Origin of the sequence: Lacunimicrobium album, assembly GCF_052161635.1 — a bacterium.
Classification (GTDB): Bacteria; Planctomycetota; Planctomycetia; order Planctomycetales; family Planctomycetaceae; genus SXPC01.
This window is the reverse complement of sequence record NZ_CP197413.1, coordinates 1,849,255-1,866,185: the sequence shown is the minus strand read 5'-3', so window position 1 is coordinate 1,866,185 and position 16,931 is coordinate 1,849,255. Positions and strand designations below refer to the sequence as shown.

Here is a 16,931-nt window from a genome sequence, read left to right as displayed (position 1 = left end):
GGTCTTTCTCGTCAGATCATGGCTGTCATGAATCGTTGGACGGTGTCTCAGCCGGGACTTCAGGGGGAAGTTCGGGCGGGATGGATTTGGGTGCTTCGTCCAGGCGTCCGGGAAGTTGATTGAGGCCGTACTGGACGCGGTTGACGGGGAGAATCATGCGGATGAAGGAACGCTCTTTGGTCGTTGCGGGTTTGCCGTCGATTTGGGTTTCGCCGGTCGTGATGCCATCGGTTTCGGCGATCAGAATGGCTTGGCCGAGTTCGACGAGGCTGGTGAGGTCTTCGCCGCTCAGTTCTGAGTTGGTCATCGATGTGTATTCGCGACCACGGAACTGAGTGTAAGTCGAGATGATCTGAACGAGTCGGGTGAGATCGGTTGAGTAAGGGTCGTAGCTTTCTTCTTCGATGATGATGTCATCACCGACACGTCCTGAGATTTTGATTTTGCGGGAACTCTGTCGTCGCAGGAAGGCAGATAGTTCTGACTGTGCCATGATTGAGCTGTTGAGGGTGATGTTCTGATCTTTGACGAGTTTGTTGTTCTCTTCGGTCCGAGGGAAGTAGATGCGGGGACCGTAGACGAGGACCCAGTTGGTCACGTCGGCCGGGAGATGGTGGGTCAGTGTGCCGGTAATTTGTCCGAGGGCGGAGGCATTCAGGTCGGATTCAACGATGGGCTGTCCTGCCGTTGTCGTCGGTGCCCAGGAAATGGCGTTGAGGGGCGAGAAGGTTTGGCTTTCCCAGCTGTTGACGGTTCCGGTCAGAGCAGGAATACCGAGAGCTGATGAGGCTTGCATGTCGATGGTGTAGTCGGCGCGATTCAGCTGGACGGTGCGGGTTCGGTACATGCCGCCGAAGGCGTTTTCGGGCTCGCCACTCCAGGCCAGTGTCTGGGCGAGCGGGGTGACGTTCAGGTCGTAACGTTTGGTGGTCGGGCTGGTCCAGGTGATCCAGCTGCGCTGACGTGCGGAATTGCTGGTGAGGTTCAGGTCGATCAGATTCAACTTTCCGACGGTCATCACACTGGCGGCGCGCGACTGGTTCCATTGGACGATCATGATCGCGATGACGATGATCCAGATCGGAAGCGTGATCCAGGTGAGAGAGGGAGTCTTGAGGACATAGCGGCAGATTGCGTAATCGAGCGGACCTACGATCAAGGCCATCAACAATCCCAGGAGGATGATCGTCCAGACGTTCATGCCGACGGCTTGCAGGTCGGATTGAGCGGCCATCTGTAGCTGTGTCTTGAGGTCGCTGAGTCCTGACTGGCCGAGGCGACCTGCCGCTGCGGGATTGGTCGAGGAGATGCCCGTGGCTGAGGTGAGGACGGGCAGATCGGTCAGCTTGATCATCGCGAGTTCGAGGGGATCCCATTCCGAGACGGGAGCTTCGTTAATGCTGATGGCCAGGAAGGTGATGCGACCGAATCCCATGGGAAGTCGGATGGCGATCGGGCCATCGAGTTCACGGACGAGCACGTTTCCGATCTCATGTTCCAGTCGGGGACTGGGAACTGGATCGAAGACACGAATCGGAACGGTTCGTCCGACGAAGCCTTCGAAGCCGTTGAGTTCTCGCAGGCGGGACATTTCGCCGAATTTGATCGGAACCCAGCCAAACAGCTTGCTGGCTTTGAAGTCTTCGATTTTCGAGCCGGAGGCGATCATGAGGTGACCACCCCGGTTGGTCCAGTCTTTGATCGCTGATGTGGCTTCTTCGGAGAGGTCGTAGCGATCTGAAATGACGAGAGCGTGAACCATCTCATAGTTGAGAGGATTGAGGCTGAAGTCGTCTGGTGAAGGCAGGTCGATCACGCGAGGGATCTGGTTGAGGCGATCCGTTGTTAATGGATCACTGAAGTCGAAGCCGCCTGGATTGCCGAATGTGATGAGGAGGGGCGTTTCCTGCCTTAGGATTTCAAAATCGACTTCCGGGCGCAATCGCTTTTGCCATAGAGTCTGATCGTTGGATTCCAGACGGACGTTGATGGGAGTTTCGAGACTGCCAGGTTTGACGACGCCTGACAAGTAGACCTTGTCGCCGTCTCGTCGCAGGAGAGGGGTCTGACTGAAGTTCGCCAGATGCCCTTGTGGATCGTTGGCAGAAAGGATCAGTTTGAGTTGTGAGGCGTCGACTGTGACCATCGAAGCGGGAAGGGTCAGCCGGACTGCGGTCCATTTGCCGACTTTGCAGACATTCTGCCAGCCGACGTTCGCGGTGACTTCAGAAGCGGTGGCGGTCACTTCGTCTGTCTGAGCCAACGCGGATCGGGGCGTTGAGACCACGGCGAAAGACAGCATCGACAAGAGGAAGAGCGCCGTCGTGACTGCGCGGACAAGTGACGGCAGAGCTGAGACAGCCGTCGTGGCATCGTGGTCGCGAGGCGTCCGACGGTCGGGGGGATTCAGGATTCTCATGGAGACGGCTGTATGTTCTCGTGGCGGTCGATCACGATGAAGACGGGTTAAGGTGGCTCAAGGCAGGGGGTTACCAATGCGATGTGCCTGTCTTCGATCATACCGAAGTTTTGCGGGCAGTGTCACTCAACAGGGACGTGCTGACGGGGAATTTCCCGACGTCGAATGCCGCGTCCCTACGATCGTTTACGATACTTCACAGATTTTTGACAGAAAGTTGGCTGTCTCTTCGAGAACTTCGAAGGGAATCGTGTGGCCCTGAGGGAATGAGTGGAATTCGACCGACATGCCCGCGTCGCTGAGCAGCGATTTGAGTTCGAGGGCGAGTCCATGGGGCAGGACCTGATCAAAGCTGCCGTGGGATTGGAGCACGGGGACGGCTTTGTGACGCGGGGCGGCGTCTTTCCAGCGGTCGTAAGACAGCAGTGTTCCGGACCAGGCGATGAGTCCGCCGTAGCTCTCCTCTGAGGCGAGGACTGTCTCGGTCGACAGCATGGCACCTTGCGAGAAGCCGCCGAGGATGCACCTCGATTTGGGCAGGTCCAACTCGGTCGCCAGTTCGGTGACGGCGGCGTCCAGTCGGTCTCGCATTTCGAAGAGCTGTGGCGGGATGAATCTCTTGAGTTCCGAGTAATCTCCCGATTCCATCGCGCTTTGAAGCTCTGCAAAGCGAATCGGCCACCAGGCGCGGGCACCGTAGCCGAACTCTTTGAGTTCGATGGGGGCAGCGGGGAAGACCATGGTCAGGTGGTCGGCCAGTGTCTTGGAAAGCGTCACTAATTCGTCAGCGAGCGGAACCAGGTCTGTGCCTGAAGCACCGAAGCCGTGGCAGAAACTGGCGATGAGTTTGGGCTCTGCGTTCGGCTCACACACGATGCATTCGAGTGTTCCGAGCGTACGTCGCGACATTTGCATTGGGGAATTCCTGAGAGGGTAAATAGCCGATAAAGAGTATCAGATTGCCGACAGGCATGCACGGATCGGGATGTGTATTCAGAGTGATTGCGGTGAGACAGGTGGTTGTTGTGTGAATGATGGCGCTTGCGGAATGCTTGCAAGTTGTCTGAGTCGGTGTATCGACTGGTAAAACAAGGCTTTGTGCTGATTTTCTGCTGCTCTCGAATCGTGCGGCACGGCGTTCGCGATACTCCTGTTTCATCTTCGCTCAGAAGTCTTCCCAAACCCCGCCGGAGCCAGTCACCATGATCACGAACTTTCTTCCCCACGCTGCTGCTGCTTTATTGTTACTGACAACTCAACTGGCGTTTGCCAATGAATACCGATTCCTGCAGGATCATTCCCATGAACTGCTCGGCCAGGTCAAAGACCTCCGCTGGTTGGCAGAAGATGTCATGGTCAACCACCCCGATCGTCGCTCGGTGCTGCGAGACATTGACCACCTGCGAAGTGTGGCTCGTGAGCTGGATGAAGTGATTTACGAACAAGAGCGCCTGCCGAAGATCATCGACGAACTGGTGCACTTCCAGGAAGACGTGGCTGACCTGCGGGAAAAACTGACTGGACGCGTGGCTGGTCGCGGACATTTCCGACGTCAGTTTGGACCAAGCATTGCGGTTGGTGGTTGCATGCCAGGACAGGATCCAGTTGCCTTCCTGTTGAATAAGACCTTCGAACTCGACGCGACGACTCGTTGCATGGAAGAAGTCCTCGGCATGACCCACGATCATCATCACTCTCATAATGGCGGTGCACCGATGATTGTTCCTCCTTACCAGGCTCCTGTTCCGGTCCCTTATGAAGTCCGTCCTCCACAATACTCACAACCACAAAATAGTTTCCCACAGAATAACACTGTTCCACAGGCTCCCTTGCTGCCTCCTCCATTTCCGTCTCAGTCATGGAATCATGGCAAGAACCCACAGCAGATGTTTTCTGGACGTCCATCGAATGGAACGACGATTGATGTCGGTGGGGTGAAGTTGACGTTTGCTCGATAGGGTGATGTATGGCTTCGGGCCGGGAAAAGAAAAAGCCTCGTGATGAAGATCACGAGGCTTTTTTGTTGCGCTGGTTGAGGCAAGCTGTCGCTGAGTGGGACTTGTTCGAGTTTTTGAGGCTCGGTTAGTGCCTATACCCCACCCTCATCCGCCCTTCGGGCACCTTTTCCTGAGAAGACTACCGCGTCGTTCACTCTCACCTTATCGGTGAGAGTGAACTCCTTGCTTCCACCTCAAGGGAGAAGGGACAAAGTTGCGGCTCTACTCACGGGAGGAGTCGCGGAACAATCTTAACCGCGGCCGTTGCGTTTTCGGTCGGTTTCGGTCAGGAAGATTTTTCGCATGCGGATGGCGTCTGGGGTGACTTCGACGTACTCATCGTCTTCGATGTACTCGAGGGCCAGTTCCAGAGACATGATGCGGGCGGGTTGAAGAATGACGTTTTCATCCGAACCAGAGGCTCGCATGTTCGTCAGTTTCTTTTCCTTGACCGGGTTGACGACCATGTCGTTATCGCGGCTGTTTTCTCCGACGATCAGGCCTTCGTAGGCTTCCATGCCTGGGGAGACGAACATTTCTGCTCGTTCCTGCAGTTTGGAAAGTGCGAAGGCAGTGACGCGGCCATTGTCTTGAGAGACGAGCACGCCGTTGGCACGACGAGGGACTTCGCCTTCGGTTGGCTTATAGCTGTCGAATCGGTGGTGGATGACGGCTTCGCCCTTGGTGGCGTTGAGCAGTCGTGTACGCAGGCCGATCAGACCGCGAGCCGGGATCGAGAACTCAATGTGAGACAGTCCGGTTCCGGAGGCTGTCATATCGAGCATCTGACCACGTCGGGCACAGACCTGCTCGATGACGGAGCCGACCGATTCGGTCGGGACGTCGACGGAGAGTTGCTCGTAGGGCTCGTGCCATTTGCCGTCGACTTGCTTGCGGATAACTTCGGGCTTACCGACCGAAATTTCGAAGCCTTCGCGTCGCATTTGCTCGATCAGAACAGACAAGTGCAGCAGACCGCGACCGGAGACGCGGAACTGCTCGGCGCTGTCGGTCTGCTCGACTCGCAGGGCGACGTTGTGTTCGAGTTCGCGATCGAGACGCTCTTTCAGGTGGCGAGAGGTCAGGAATTTCCCGGACTGGCCGACCAGTGGAGAGGTATTGATCGTGAAGGTCATCGACAGGGTCGGATCGTCGACTTTGACGCGAGGAATCGGCTCTGGTCGCAGTGGAGAGGCAACCGTATCGCCGATGTCTGGGGTCGGGAGACCGATGAGAGCGACGACGTCGCCGGCTTCGGCGCGTTCGACAGTGACCCGGCCGAGCTTGTCGAAGACTTCGACTTTTTCAACTTTGCAGTTGACCTTCTTGTCGGCTTTGAGCAGGACGACTGACTCGCCGACTTTGATAGAACCTGACTCGATGCGGCCTGTCGCGATCCGTCCGACGTATTCGCTCCATGCGATCGAGGTGATCATCATGCGGAACGGGGCTTCCGAGTTGACGATCGGGCCCGGAATCTTCTCGAGAATTAAATCGAGAAGAGGTGTGATCGTGCCATCGTGATTTTGTGGGTCATGTGTGGCGAAGCCAGAACGACCTGAGGCATAAATGTAAGGGAAATCGAGGGCCTGATCGTCTGCCCCGAGTTCGACAAAGAGGTCAAAGGCTTCGTTGAGGACGGCCTGTGGGCGGCAATCTGGTCGGTCAATCTTGTTGACAACGACGATTGGCTGCAGGCCAGCCTGCAGGGCTTTGCCGAGAACGAAGCGGGTTTGAGGACGTGGGCCTTCAAAGGCATCGATCAGGACGATCGCACCATCGGCCATCGACAGAACGCGTTCGACTTCGCCGCCGAAATCGGCGTGGCCAGGGGTATCGATGATGTTGATCTTCACGCCCTTGTATTGCAGGGCGATGTTCTTGGCGAGAATGGTGATCCCGCGTTCGCGTTCGAGGTCGTTGGAGTCGAGGATACAGGTTTCGCTGACTTGAGAGTCGCGGAACTGTCCTGACTGTCGGATCAGCGCATCGACCAGGGTGGTTTTCCCGTGGTCGACGTGTGCGATGATCGCAATGTTGCGGATATCGGTGCGTCGTGTCGCCGTTGGGGCGTCGAGAACAGGTGTCGCAAGTTCTGACATGAGAAACAAAGCCAATCTGCGGAAAAAAACAGGCCTAAAGCTGCGCACCGGGAGCCCGGCGGGCTGTGAACAGGAGTGGGCATTATATAGACTGAAATTAAGTAAGGAAGGCCGAAATTCCCGAAGTTTGGCGAGAGTTTAACACATCGGAAGGCTTTGATTTATCTGATGTTACGAAAAAAACGGCGTGTGCTGGTCAGTGTGAGAGATGTCGAGGAGGCGCGGGTCGCGATTGCCTGCGGAGTGGATTTTCTCGACCTCAAAGAGCCCTCCCGGGGTCCACTCGGGGCTTGTGATTCTGGCGTGATTGGTGAAATTGCTGAGCTGACGGGGCAGGATTTCGTCCTGACGGTGGCGCTCGGGGAGTTGTTGGAATGTCAAGATGGGCAGTTTGCTGATCGTTTGCCCAAAAAAATTTCACTTTTTAAATTTGGACTCGCCGGGTGTCGTCGTCGGAGTGACTGGAGGGAGATCTGGGCTCATTTGACGCGGCGAATTGTTGAGGCGACCGGTGGAGTGTCTGAGCCGGTTCTGGTTGCCTATGTGGATAGCGAGGCGGCGGACTCCCCTGCCCTGGGAGATCTGTTTACGTTTGGCATTGAGACGGGAGTTCGTTATCTCCTGATCGATTCGTATCAGAAAGATGGACGAAGTCTGTTCGATCATATGGCGCAGTCCGTACTGCAGCATTGGATGTCGTTGGCGATGGAGCATGGCATTACGCTGGCGCTGGCGGGGTCTTTGAAGCTGGAAGAACTTGGTTACTTTGATGAATTGAGTGGCGATGTTATCGTCGGTATGAGATCAGGTGTCTGCGAAAGCGGGCGACGCGATGGAGTCTTGTCGGAAGACCGGGTTCTGGAACTGGTACGCTGGGCACGTCATGCCAGCGGGATGAAAAGACAGGCGGAAGCCGTCACTCATGAAGTGGAGAATTGATCGATGTTGAAGTCACTGACGTTTCTAACAGTCATCCTCGTCAGTATCAGTCAGGCGTTCGCGCAGTCTGACAGGGCGAAGCCGAATTTTGTCGTGATTATTGCGGACGATATGGGGTGGTATGACTGTGGGGCATATGGGCATCCGTCGATCAAGACGCCGCATCTTGATCAGCTCGCCAAAGATGGGCTTCGCTTTGATCACGCGTATCTGACGACGAGTTCGTGCAGTCCTTCACGGGCTTCGATTTTGACGAGTCGTTATCCGCATAACACGGGGGCGGAGACGTTGCATTCGGAGATGGATGCCTCAGCGGTGCTTGTGTCCAAACCGCTGCGGGAGGCGGGGTATTACACGGCCGCTGCGGGGAAATGGCATCTGGGGAAGAATGTCCGGGATCAGTTCGATGTGATCTATGGTGGAACTCCCGGGGGTGAGGAGAAGTGGATCGAGGCGTTTAAGAAGCGTCCTAAGGAAAAGCCGTTTTTCTTCTGGCTGGCGGCGCTGGATGCTCACCGTGATTTCGGTGGCAAAGGGGGAGCGGAGAAGGTCCATGCGCTGAGTGATGTGGTGGTCCCGCCGTATTATCCGGATGTGCCGGAGGTGCGTCAGGATTTTGTGAACTACTATGACGAGATCGCGCGACTGGATTCTTATGTCGGGAAGATTCGCGAAGAACTGACGGCTCAGGGGGTCGCTGAGAACACGATGATCGTGTTTATGTCTGATAATGGACGGCCTTTTCCTCGCTCCAAGACCCGGATTACGGACGAAGGGATTCAGACGCCGTTTCTTGTGATGTGGCCTGCTCACGTGAAAGCGGGTGGGGTGACATCGAGTCTGGTGAGTTCGATTGATCTGGCTCCGACGATGCTGGAACTGGCGGGGGCGAAGGTGCCGGAGTCGTTTCAGGGGAAAAGCTTCTCATCGATTCTGGTGAACCCGACGGCGAAGATCCGCGATACCATTTTCGCGGAGCACAACTGGCATAACTTCAAATCGTTTGAGCGTGGCGTTCGCGATGATCGCTACACCTACATTCATAATTACCTGCCGGACTTGCCGAACACGCCGCCTGCGGATGTTGTTCGTTCTCCGACGCATCGCATCCTGCAGCAGTATCATTCGGAGGGGAAGCTGCAGCCGTGGCAAGTGGAGCTGTTCCTGCCATCGGGGGCTGAGTTGTTATTTGATAATGAGCTGGATCCTTATTCGATGCACAACCTGATCGACAGTCCGGCTCATCAGGCGATACTGTCGAACTTGAGAAGCGAACTGGCGAAGTGGCAGGAGCAGACGGGGGACGTCTTTGATGAGCCCTCATTGCGAACCGATGAGTATGACCGGGTGACGATGCAACGTCTTGAGGAGAAGAAGTGAGGGAGATGGGAGTGAGGCGGTGATGAAGAACATGGCCACGGGGAGCCGGGGCCATGGCGCGAGGATGATCGCGCTGAATCCTATCGTGACTTGAGTAAGACGAAAAGAAAAACCCGGCGTGGGTCGGAAGACTCAAGCCGGGTTTTGTGTTTGTGGGGGTGTTGAATTGCTTACGCGAATTCGAGGCCTCGCATGGTGCCGGTGGAGGTGGCGAATTCGCTGGTTTCGATGCCCATGCGTTGGAGCATGGAGACGAAGAGGTTGGGGAGCGGGTAGTTGCGTTGGGTGTCGAAGGCGAGGTGTTGGCCGTGTTTGAAGGCACCGCCGGCAAAGAGGACCGGGAGGTTGGTGGTGACGTGGGTGTGGGCGTTGCCGAGGTTGCTGCCGTAGACGATCATCGTGCGATCGAGGAGGTTAGTCCCCTGCTCTTTGGTTTCCTGGAGGCTGCCGAACATTTCACCCAGGAGTTTCATGTGCCACTGGTCGATGGTTTCGAGTTGTTTGAGTTTGCTTTCGTTTTTGCCGTGGTGAGACAGTGAGTGATAGCCATCGGTGATCGCGACTTCGTCGTGGAGGTCGAGCGTCGGGGTGTTGACGGAGTCGAGCATGATGGAGATCGCGCGAGTGGAGTCTGACTCGATGGCGAGTTTGGCCATCTGGTAGATCAGCTTCACTTTTTCCATGTAGGCAGCAGGGCTGTCGACATCGGCGGGCATTTCTGCTTTCGTCTTGGGCTTGGGTTTCTTTTCCCATTGTTTGGTCATGATGAGACGCTGTTCGAGATCTCTGACGCCTGTCAGGTATTGGTCGAGGCGGTCCTTGTCTTTGGCGCCGAGGTTCTTCTGCAGAGACTTGGTTTGTCCCTGGACGGTGTCCATGATGCTCTTGCCGAGTTCGAGCTTACGGATCTGCTCTTCGACTTGTTCTTTCGATCCTTGAAGGAAGAGTTGCTTGTAAATGGCGGAGGGTTTTTCTTCGGCTGGGATGACGACGCCGGCGCCGGTCCAAGAGAGGGAGCGTGCGCCGCCCTTGGTGTTGACGCCCCAGGTCATGGCTGGGAAGCGGGTCAGGTGGCCTTGTTGTTCGGCGATGTACTGATCCAGCGAAATCGTATTGCGGAAGCCGCCGCTGCCGGGGTGGGGGGAGGCGGTCAGGAAGCAGATGTCTGCGGGGTGACCGCCATCGACATCGGGGTGCCAGACTCCGGAGAAGACGGTGAACTTATCGCGGTATTGTTCGATCGTTTTCAGATAAGGGGAGAGTTCGTAACCTTTGCCTGCCACTTTCGGGAAGAATTTCTCGGGGAGGACGCCGAGGTTGTTGCAGATGCCGATCATGCGGTGTGGTGCTTCGAGCTCCTTGGCGAGCAGCGAATTGCCACGGACGACGGCGGGGATCATGGCGTCCAGAAACGGCAGGGAGAGGCCGACGCCGAGGCCTTTGAGGAAGGTGCGGCGGGGGATGGATTTGTTGGTGATGCGGAAGTTCATGGTGGGGGTTCCGGGGGGTGAATCTTTAAAAGTGTTCGAGACGGTTTTGGAAAGTTCGCAGACTTCCCTCATCCGACCTCGACTGTATTGAGTTGCGAACCAAAGGTTCGACTCGGCCACTTTTCCCGAGGAGACTACCGCGTCGCCCTTTATCTCGCCTTATCGGCGAGCGGGCTCCTTGGTTCCCCGGGGGAGAAGGATCAGAAAGGGAGGAGGAACTCACTATTTGTTTTTGAACAATGGGCTTTTGACGATCTCGTGGATGATGGTACGCATGCCGTAGTCATCGGCCTGGGCCTTGTCGAGGATGCGGTCGATTTCGTAGCGGTCGGAAAATCGGGTGCCTGTGCCGGTGGCGAAGACGAGGAGTTGTTCGGTCATGTTGCGGGCGACAAGGCGATCCTGGATGAGCAGGCTGCGTTTGAGTTCGTCGACGTTTTTGAACTTGCCCATCCCATCAGGGAGTTCACCGGATGTATCGATCTTCTGAGCGGTGTGGAATTTGAAGGCCTGACCGTTCTTGCCGTATCCTTGAACGAGTTTAATTTTTGTCTTCTCGTCGATGGCTCGGTACTTCTCACGGGCACCGCCGACGACATCGAAGGCTTCGAGGGCGAAGCCGACGGGATCGATTTTTGTGTGACAGCTGTTGCAGGCATCCTGGGAACGGTGGAGGGCGAGTTGTTCACGGATTGTTTTCGCGCCACGGGTATCGGATTCGATGGCGGGGATGTTCTTGGGCGGGGGCGATGGTGGCATGCCGAGGATGCGTTCCATCATCCAGGCGCCTCGGACGACGGGTGAGGTGGTGGTGCCGTTGGCGGTGACTTTCAGGACGGCGGCCTGTGTGAGAATACCACCGCGAGGGTTGCCTTTCGGGACCGGGACTTTTCGGAATTCGACGCCGGTCACGCCGGGGATTTCGTAGTGGGTGGCGAGGCGTTCGTTGATCATCACGAAGTCGGATTGGATGATGTTTTTGGTCGACAGGTTTTCGAGGATGAGCTGTTTGAAAAAGGCTCGTGATTCATCGACAGCGTTTTCGATGAGGGCATCATCGAGGTAATAGTCGGCGTAGAGGTTTTCATCGGGAGTGGTGTCGAGGGATTTGCGCAGGTCGAGCCAGTAGTCGAGAAACGCGGTGATGAAGCGATCGAACTTGGGGTCCTTGATCATGCGTTCGACTTGTGCATCGAGCTGCTGCGGTGTCGACAGGGATTTGCTCAGAGCTGCGGAGCGGAGCTCATCATCGGGGGCGCTGTTCCAGAGGAAATAGCTGAGACGGGAGGCGATGGCGAAGTTATCGAGTTCGCCCGGTTCTTCTTCGAGGTAAAGGAAGCCGGGAGAACAAAGGACGGCTGTGTAGCCGGTGATCATGGCGTCTCGGAAGTTGCTGCCGGACTTCATGGCTTCGCCGACGAGTTCGACGAAGGGGCGAACCTGCTCGGCCTGCACTGGACGTCGATACGCGCGTCGCATGAAGTTGGCCATCAGCTTGTTGGCGTCACGAGCGGGGTTATCGGTGGTGATGTCGATCGAGTTCCCTTTCTTGGTGAACTTGAGATCGCCGAAGAGAAGTTTGTGGCCGGCGTTGGGAAACTCGACGTTGAGAGGGCCTTCGGCCTGCATCCATTGATAGGCGACGCCGGGCTGACCTTCGGGGGTGGCGTTGGGGTTATGCCATGCAGGAGGACGAGAGCGGAAGAGGCGGACGGCATCGACGCGAATGGTGTCGTTTTTGCGGAGGTCGACTTCGATGGTCGCGACGGTCGGCTCGATTTGGGCATCGAAGGCGCCGACCTTACGGAGGACGCCTGGGTGGGTCAGGGAGTAGACGGAGACGGGTTCGGAGCGTCTGCCGATAGAGGTTTTCTCGCGGCTGGGTTTCCACCAGTTTTTTTCACCACCAGGTTGTGCCCAGAAGGTGTAGGTTTTAAAGCTGAGGCGGTAGCGACCGGAATAGGGGGCACGAAAGGAAGTGAAGCCGACTTCGATTGGTTCGTAGTTACTGGCGACGACTCCCATGGATTCTTTTTCACGGATCTCGGGGTTGGCTTCGCCGACGGTGAAGGGGCCTTTGGTTTCCTTCTTCTCGTCGCAGTTTTTCAGCGTTTCGAGGTCAGCTTCGTAGCCGATGAGGGGAAATGTTGAGCGTTCCGGGGAGCGGTTGAATTCGGAGAAGGCGATCTTGCGGTTGAAGCCGTTGTCTTCGCGGGCGTAGATCTTTTTGTTGATGGGTTGGGGGGGATTGGTGTCAATCGCGAGGACTTGTCGCAGGATGGTGTCTGCGGTCTGCATATAGCGGGACATCTGGACGTGCGAGACGTTGAGTGCTTCGCCGACTTTGTTGAAGCGGTGGAGTTCGCCGTCTTCGGGGAGCATGTCTTTGATCTGCAGATAAGGGGCGTCGAGCAGATCGCGGAGCGTGTTTTCGTACTCGTAGCGATTCAGGCGACGGACGACAGCACGACCATCGATATCGATCTGCTTACGGTCAGCACCCGCGAGGAGGTTGCGGAGGGCGGCGAGAAAACCTTCGGTGTCTTTTTTGGTGAGTTTGGTCTCAGGGGGCATTTCGCCTTTTTCGACCCGATCGTGCATTCTCTGCCAGGTGGCGAAAACCTTCGGGTCGGTCAGGTTGACGCTGAGAGCGGTGATGTCGAGGTCACCCTCTTTGGTGTCGGGGCCGTGGCAGTCCAGGCAGTTCGCGGCCATGAATTCCTGGGGCGACGGGCCTGCGGCGATTGAAACAGCTGGTAGGACCAGTCCGGTGAAGAGGACACCAAATGTGAGAGCAAGAATCGATCTGTGCATTGGGCCAGACTGAAATCGTTGGAGTGACCACTCGGATAAGGATTTATCGCGGGTGGTGGAAAGGTGGGAGATATCAATGACTATCGATTTAAGATAGGTCTGATCTCCAGCGACTTCAACCTGTGATTCGGCTTTCTGAGTTGTTTTTCGGGTTTGGAATCGCCCGTTGGGGGGTGGGTGATAAAAGGTCACAGCGATCGTTTTAAAACTCGCGCAGCATTGCTCCGTCGTGGCGATTTCCGAGATTGCTGTAAGTCACGGGGTCGATGTTCTCAGAAATGAATCGGACGCTGCCATCGCCGAGGACGAACTGGCAGCCGCCTCGGTGGGGACTGTTGAATCCGCCGATGAGTTGGGTTATGGGGAAGGTGACTTGGTCGCGATAGGATTTGATGTCGAATGCTCGTTCAGCATCTAAATCCTCATTGAAGAATAATTCTTCAAATGAAGGGATTTTGTCAGAAACATAATGATTTCCCGTCAGGCGATAAAACAGGTTAGGAGGGAAACCAGTTGTTGCCATGGTCGCCTTCGTTCCGGAGAGCCATCCTAGGGTGTCTCTGTAAAACATCTTCTCACCGATGAACAGGGTATTCGAGTTGCCGTCGTCGATATCTTTACTCGATAGCTTTTTGTTGAGAATGAACGAGCCATTTGATTCTTCAGTCAGCGGGACGATTCGCCCGTCGTAGACGGCTGAGTAGTTGGTGCCGCAGACTTCGAACTCTGATTCGGTTTCATTTCCGTCGGCGTCGGTCGTTTTGACTTTGTATCCAGATGGTTCCGCGCTCGATGGACATCTCATCCAACCGACGTATGTCGCGGCGACCTCTGCATTCTGTTCTGCGTAGGCTCCGAAGTTGAAATCGATGGAATTGTACATGTTTGAATTATCCATCTGAGGCAGGATGCGGGGCATCCAGCCGATGGCGTAGCCTTCGCGGATGTTTTCGATGGGGCTGGTCTGGTTGGCGACGCCGAGGGGGAGGCATTCCCACATGTGTTCGTAATTGTGGATGGCGATGCCGATCTGCATGAGGTTGTTTTTGCAGGAGGTTCGGCGTGCGGCTTCCCGTGCCTGCTGGACAGCGGGGAGGAGGATGGCGACGAGGGTCGCGATAATGGCGATCACCACGAGGAGTTCGATGAGGGTGAAGCCGGGGGAGGGCTTTGTGTGATTGATGGGTGTCGGTTTCATTACGTTTGTCCTGAGTGATGGCGAGGTGAGGTGTCACATGCCGAATATGGAAGTATTTTATTGGGGGCTTAGGAGGCTGGAGTCTTTTGTTTTGATGTTTTGGTGATGGACTGAACGATCTGGCCTTTGTCCGAAAAGGATTGTGCCTGGACGCGAATTTCACGGCTGTCGGGTTCGATCGAGATCGTCACTTTCGCCGGGTAGGACTGTTGCCAATCGGGGGTGGAGAGGTCGATCGTTTCGCCGGCATAGTCGGCTGTACCGCTTTGTTTTGAGCGGGCGTAATCGAGAAAGGTGCTGGCCAGGATCTCGACTTGAAGACGCTGATCGTGTTCAACAGAGACATTCCTGAGGGCGATCAATGTTTTGGCCATGTTCATGGTCATCGTCAGGGTGACGATCAGCGCGACGATGACGACGATGGTCAGAAAGCCGCGTCGGCGAGGAGCAGCCGGTGAGGAATGATGTTTCTTCATGGGGTTCCTTCCGTCTGGGGGAGTTGAGCATGCGCTTCAATGATGATGGAACTCACCTGAGGCTCGACGGCTGCGACGGGCTTTTGGTCGCTGACGATGGTCCATTGAAGTCGGACCAGGCTTGAGGAAGGATCGATCTTGAACTCGCCCTGGGAGAATTCTGACGACGAATTGCTGACGCGGAAGCGTTCGATCGAGGCTGGGCGATCGGGAGTGGTCGAAGGCTGTTCTCTGGTGACGTCGCGATTGGAAACCGAATAGCGGATTGATTCCCCCAGAAGCAGAAGGTGTCCATTTTCTTCGATCTTGATATTGCTCAGAGGCGTTTCGTGGAGATCGCTGCGGAAACGCTGGCCGAGTTCTGCGAGGTTGTGGATGTTTCGATATCCACTTGAGAGGTTCGTGTCGGCATGAAACGTCAGCAAAACCAGGCCGGAAGAGACGGTTGCAATCACACCCAGAATGGCGATCACAACCATCAGTTCGATCAGCGTGAAGCCAGCGCGATGTATTTTGAGGGGCTGGTTGTTCATTGAGCGGCCTCCCTCATCCAGGTTGTCAGCTTGATGGGGCGGATCGTTTTTCGTGTGTCTTCGGGAGTAACAACAAGGTCGATACGACGCAGGCCCTGAGGATTGGTCTCGCCGGGCGTCAGAGACAGCGTGGCGTGGTTCTGTTTCACCGCTTCGACAAGGTCAGCGGCTCGGGATTCAAAAGTCGCGTTGTCGTAGACAACGACTGACAGACGTTCGACAATGTTCATGGAAACCTGCTGTAAGCGGGAACGCTCGGAGAGTTCGATTCGTTTTGTGGTGATCGTGTTGAGGATCGGAATCAGCCAGCTCGCTAAGCTTCCCAGCATGATCATGCAGATGATGATCTCGACGATGCCGTAACCTCTTCGGGTGGAGGCGTGCTTGGGAACGTCAAGAGTGGATCGGTTGTGACGTAACATGGTGAATCAGGTGTTTCCAGGAATCGTGTCGATGTTTAAAGGCTGAAAGCAGAGGGGAGAACCAGGTTGTTAGCCGAGATCTCCGATTAGCTTCACCAGCGGCGTGAAGAATGATAAGGCGGTCCAGAGGACGAAGACTCCAAGGCCGACGATCACCATGGGACGGACAGCTTCACGAACAATCTGTCGTCGGTGGTCTTGAGCGATGTCGAGTTCTTCTGCCAGTCGTTTCAGAGAGTCGCCCAGCAAACTGGTTGGTTCGGCGGTCTTGAGAACGCCTGTCTGCCAGGTATCGATCAGTTTAACGCGATGAAGGGCGTCCCAGATACTTTCCCCCTGATGCGAATCCGTGATGACTCGTCTGAGTTTGTATCGGATGGTGGAATCGTTGTGGTGGCGGGCCAGAGCTTCGATAGTCGGGAGGAGCGGTTTGCCTTCTATGGCGGTGACGGCGAGGGTTCTGAGAATGTCGACCGTGAAGATCTGCGGGTTCAGCCAGTGAAGAAAGCCATACATGGCGATACCACGTTTTCGTCGCCAGAAGTAACGACGGACCAAATCGACGATGGCGATGAAACCGACCAGTATCCAAAGTGGACCGTACAAGGCGAAGGCATTACCAAGGTCGATGAAACTTGAAGTTGTTTTGGGCAATTCGATGCCCATGTCTTCGAAGATTAACTTGAGCTTGGGGACGATGAAAACGAGGACGAAACTTGTCTGGAGAAAGATCACGCTGATGATCATCGACAGATAGACGATGCTGAACGTGTGTTGTTGGCGGTTGCGTTCGAATCGGATTGTCGCGAGTGCCAGGGCATCCTGGACGGCAGGGGAGAGAGTTCCGGATTCGCTGCCGACGTTGATGGCGAGTCGTCCTTCTTCGGGGACCAGATTTCGATAAGGGCGCCTGCTGATGGCGTGGGAGAGATCTTCCCCTTCTCGGAGTGCGCGGGAGAGTCCGAGGAGGCGTCGTCCGCGCTTGCCGCGAAATTCGTAGGCGTGGCCTTCGATGACCTCGTCGAGAGGGAGATCGTTGCGGATGGCGGTCTCCATGATCCAGAGGGTCGACAGTCGGCGTCCGGAAATGGCTTTCCAGACGCCAACGGCGATCACTGCGATCATCAGGACTGTCAGGAATACAAACCAGAACATGGAACG

Annotated in this window: 13 protein-coding genes; 3 read left to right on the top strand and 10 right to left on the bottom strand. The window is 55.9% G+C overall.

Going from position 1 to position 16,931, the window contains the following annotated elements; all coding sequences use genetic code 11:
* Window positions 1-25: 25 nt before the first annotated feature.
* Together SH248x_RS07400 and SH248x_RS07395 are read right to left on the bottom strand one after the other, a co-directional pair.
* Entirely contained in the window at window positions 26-2,419 is a 2,394-nt protein-coding gene (locus SH248x_RS07400; protein ID WP_459557888.1) for a hypothetical protein, read from the bottom strand.
* 186 nt (window positions 2,420-2,605) lie between these two features.
* Window positions 2,606-3,328, bottom strand: a complete 723-nt coding sequence (locus SH248x_RS07395; RefSeq protein WP_459557887.1) for an alpha/beta hydrolase — start codon at window positions 3,326-3,328, stop codon at window positions 2,606-2,608.
* A gap of 293 nt (window positions 3,329-3,621) precedes the next feature.
* Here SH248x_RS07395 and SH248x_RS07390 point away from each other — a divergent pair, with 293 nt between their 5' ends.
* Window positions 3,622-4,377 (top strand): hypothetical protein, encoded by a 756-nt coding sequence (locus SH248x_RS07390; RefSeq protein WP_459557886.1) that lies wholly within the window; start codon window positions 3,622-3,624, stop codon window positions 4,375-4,377.
* Window positions 4,378-4,667: 290 nt separating this feature from the next.
* On the opposite strand, the gene typA is transcribed toward SH248x_RS07390, so the two are convergent.
* Complete coding sequence (typA, locus tag SH248x_RS07385; protein ID WP_459557885.1) at window positions 4,668-6,518, bottom strand: GTP-binding protein TypA/BipA; 1,851 nt, start codon at window positions 6,516-6,518, stop codon at window positions 4,668-4,670.
* Window positions 6,519-6,686: 168 nt separating this feature from the next.
* On the opposite strand from typA, the gene SH248x_RS07380 reads away from it, so the two are divergent.
* Entirely contained in the window at window positions 6,687-7,457 is a 771-nt protein-coding gene (locus SH248x_RS07380; protein ID WP_459557884.1) for a (5-formylfuran-3-yl)methyl phosphate synthase, read from the top strand.
* A gap of 3 nt (window positions 7,458-7,460) precedes the next feature.
* Complete coding sequence (locus SH248x_RS07375; RefSeq protein ID WP_459557883.1) at window positions 7,461-8,837, top strand: sulfatase family protein; 1,377 nt, start codon at window positions 7,461-7,463, stop codon at window positions 8,835-8,837.
* Between the two features lie 170 nt (window positions 8,838-9,007).
* On the opposite strand, the gene SH248x_RS07370 is transcribed toward SH248x_RS07375, so the two are convergent.
* The 7 genes from SH248x_RS07370 to SH248x_RS07340 form a co-directional block, all read right to left on the bottom strand.
* Entirely contained in the window at window positions 9,008-10,327 is a 1,320-nt protein-coding gene (locus SH248x_RS07370; RefSeq protein WP_459557882.1) for a DUF1552 domain-containing protein, read from the bottom strand.
* Between the two features lie 222 nt (window positions 10,328-10,549).
* On the bottom strand, window positions 10,550-13,141 hold the full coding sequence (locus tag SH248x_RS07365) for a DUF1592 domain-containing protein (protein WP_459557881.1): 2,592 nt from the start codon (window positions 13,139-13,141) through the stop codon (window positions 10,550-10,552).
* Between the two features lie 202 nt (window positions 13,142-13,343).
* On the bottom strand, window positions 13,344-14,339 hold the full coding sequence (locus tag SH248x_RS07360; RefSeq protein ID WP_459557880.1) for a DUF1559 family PulG-like putative transporter: 996 nt from the start codon (window positions 14,337-14,339) through the stop codon (window positions 13,344-13,346).
* Window positions 14,340-14,407: 68 nt separating this feature from the next.
* On the bottom strand, window positions 14,408-14,815 hold the full coding sequence (locus SH248x_RS07355) for a hypothetical protein (protein ID WP_459557879.1): 408 nt from the start codon (window positions 14,813-14,815) through the stop codon (window positions 14,408-14,410).
* The gene (locus tag SH248x_RS07350; protein ID WP_459557878.1) at window positions 14,812-15,348 is read right to left on the bottom strand and encodes a type II secretion system protein; all 537 of its coding nucleotides are present in this window, start codon (window positions 15,346-15,348) and stop codon (window positions 14,812-14,814) included. The genes SH248x_RS07355 and SH248x_RS07350 overlap by 4 nt, the downstream gene beginning before the upstream one ends.
* Window positions 15,345-15,770: a hypothetical protein gene (locus tag SH248x_RS07345; protein ID WP_459557877.1), complete on the bottom strand. Its 426-nt coding sequence runs from the start codon at window positions 15,768-15,770 to the stop codon at window positions 15,345-15,347. The genes SH248x_RS07350 and SH248x_RS07345 overlap by 4 nt, the downstream gene beginning before the upstream one ends.
* A gap of 69 nt (window positions 15,771-15,839) precedes the next feature.
* Window positions 15,840-16,925 (bottom strand): type II secretion system F family protein, encoded by a 1,086-nt coding sequence (locus SH248x_RS07340; RefSeq protein ID WP_459557876.1) that lies wholly within the window; start codon window positions 16,923-16,925, stop codon window positions 15,840-15,842.
* Window positions 16,926-16,931: the final 6 nt, after the last annotated feature.

Bases quoted from the DNA above. Each gene is read 5' to 3' on its own strand.
- SH248x_RS07380 (WP_459557884.1), top strand. From the start codon at position 6,687: ATGTTACGAAAAAAACGGCGTGTGCTGGTCAGTGTGAGAGATGTCGAG.
- typA (WP_459557885.1), bottom strand. From the start codon at position 6,518: ATGTCAGAACTTGCGACACCTGTTCTCGACGCCCCAACGGCGACACGA.
- SH248x_RS07360 (WP_459557880.1), bottom strand. From the start codon at position 14,339: ATGAAACCGACACCCATCAATCACACAAAGCCCTCCCCCGGCTTCACC.
- SH248x_RS07375 (WP_459557883.1), top strand. From the start codon at position 7,461: ATGTTGAAGTCACTGACGTTTCTAACAGTCATCCTCGTCAGTATCAGT.
- SH248x_RS07350 (WP_459557878.1), bottom strand. From the start codon at position 15,348: ATGAACAACCAGCCCCTCAAAATACATCGCGCTGGCTTCACGCTGATC.
- SH248x_RS07365 (WP_459557881.1), bottom strand. From the start codon at position 13,141: ATGCACAGATCGATTCTTGCTCTCACATTTGGTGTCCTCTTCACCGGA.
- SH248x_RS07345 (WP_459557877.1), bottom strand. From the start codon at position 15,770: ATGTTACGTCACAACCGATCCACTCTTGACGTTCCCAAGCACGCCTCC.
- SH248x_RS07355 (WP_459557879.1), bottom strand. From the start codon at position 14,815: ATGAAGAAACATCATTCCTCACCGGCTGCTCCTCGCCGACGCGGCTTT.
- SH248x_RS07340 (WP_459557876.1), bottom strand. From the start codon at position 16,925: ATGTTCTGGTTTGTATTCCTGACAGTCCTGATGATCGCAGTGATCGCC.
- SH248x_RS07370 (WP_459557882.1), bottom strand. From the start codon at position 10,327: ATGAACTTCCGCATCACCAACAAATCCATCCCCCGCCGCACCTTCCTC.
- SH248x_RS07400 (WP_459557888.1), bottom strand. From the start codon at position 2,419: ATGAGAATCCTGAATCCCCCCGACCGTCGGACGCCTCGCGACCACGAT.
- SH248x_RS07390 (WP_459557886.1), top strand. From the start codon at position 3,622: ATGATCACGAACTTTCTTCCCCACGCTGCTGCTGCTTTATTGTTACTG.
- SH248x_RS07395 (WP_459557887.1), bottom strand. From the start codon at position 3,328: ATGTCGCGACGTACGCTCGGAACACTCGAATGCATCGTGTGTGAGCCG.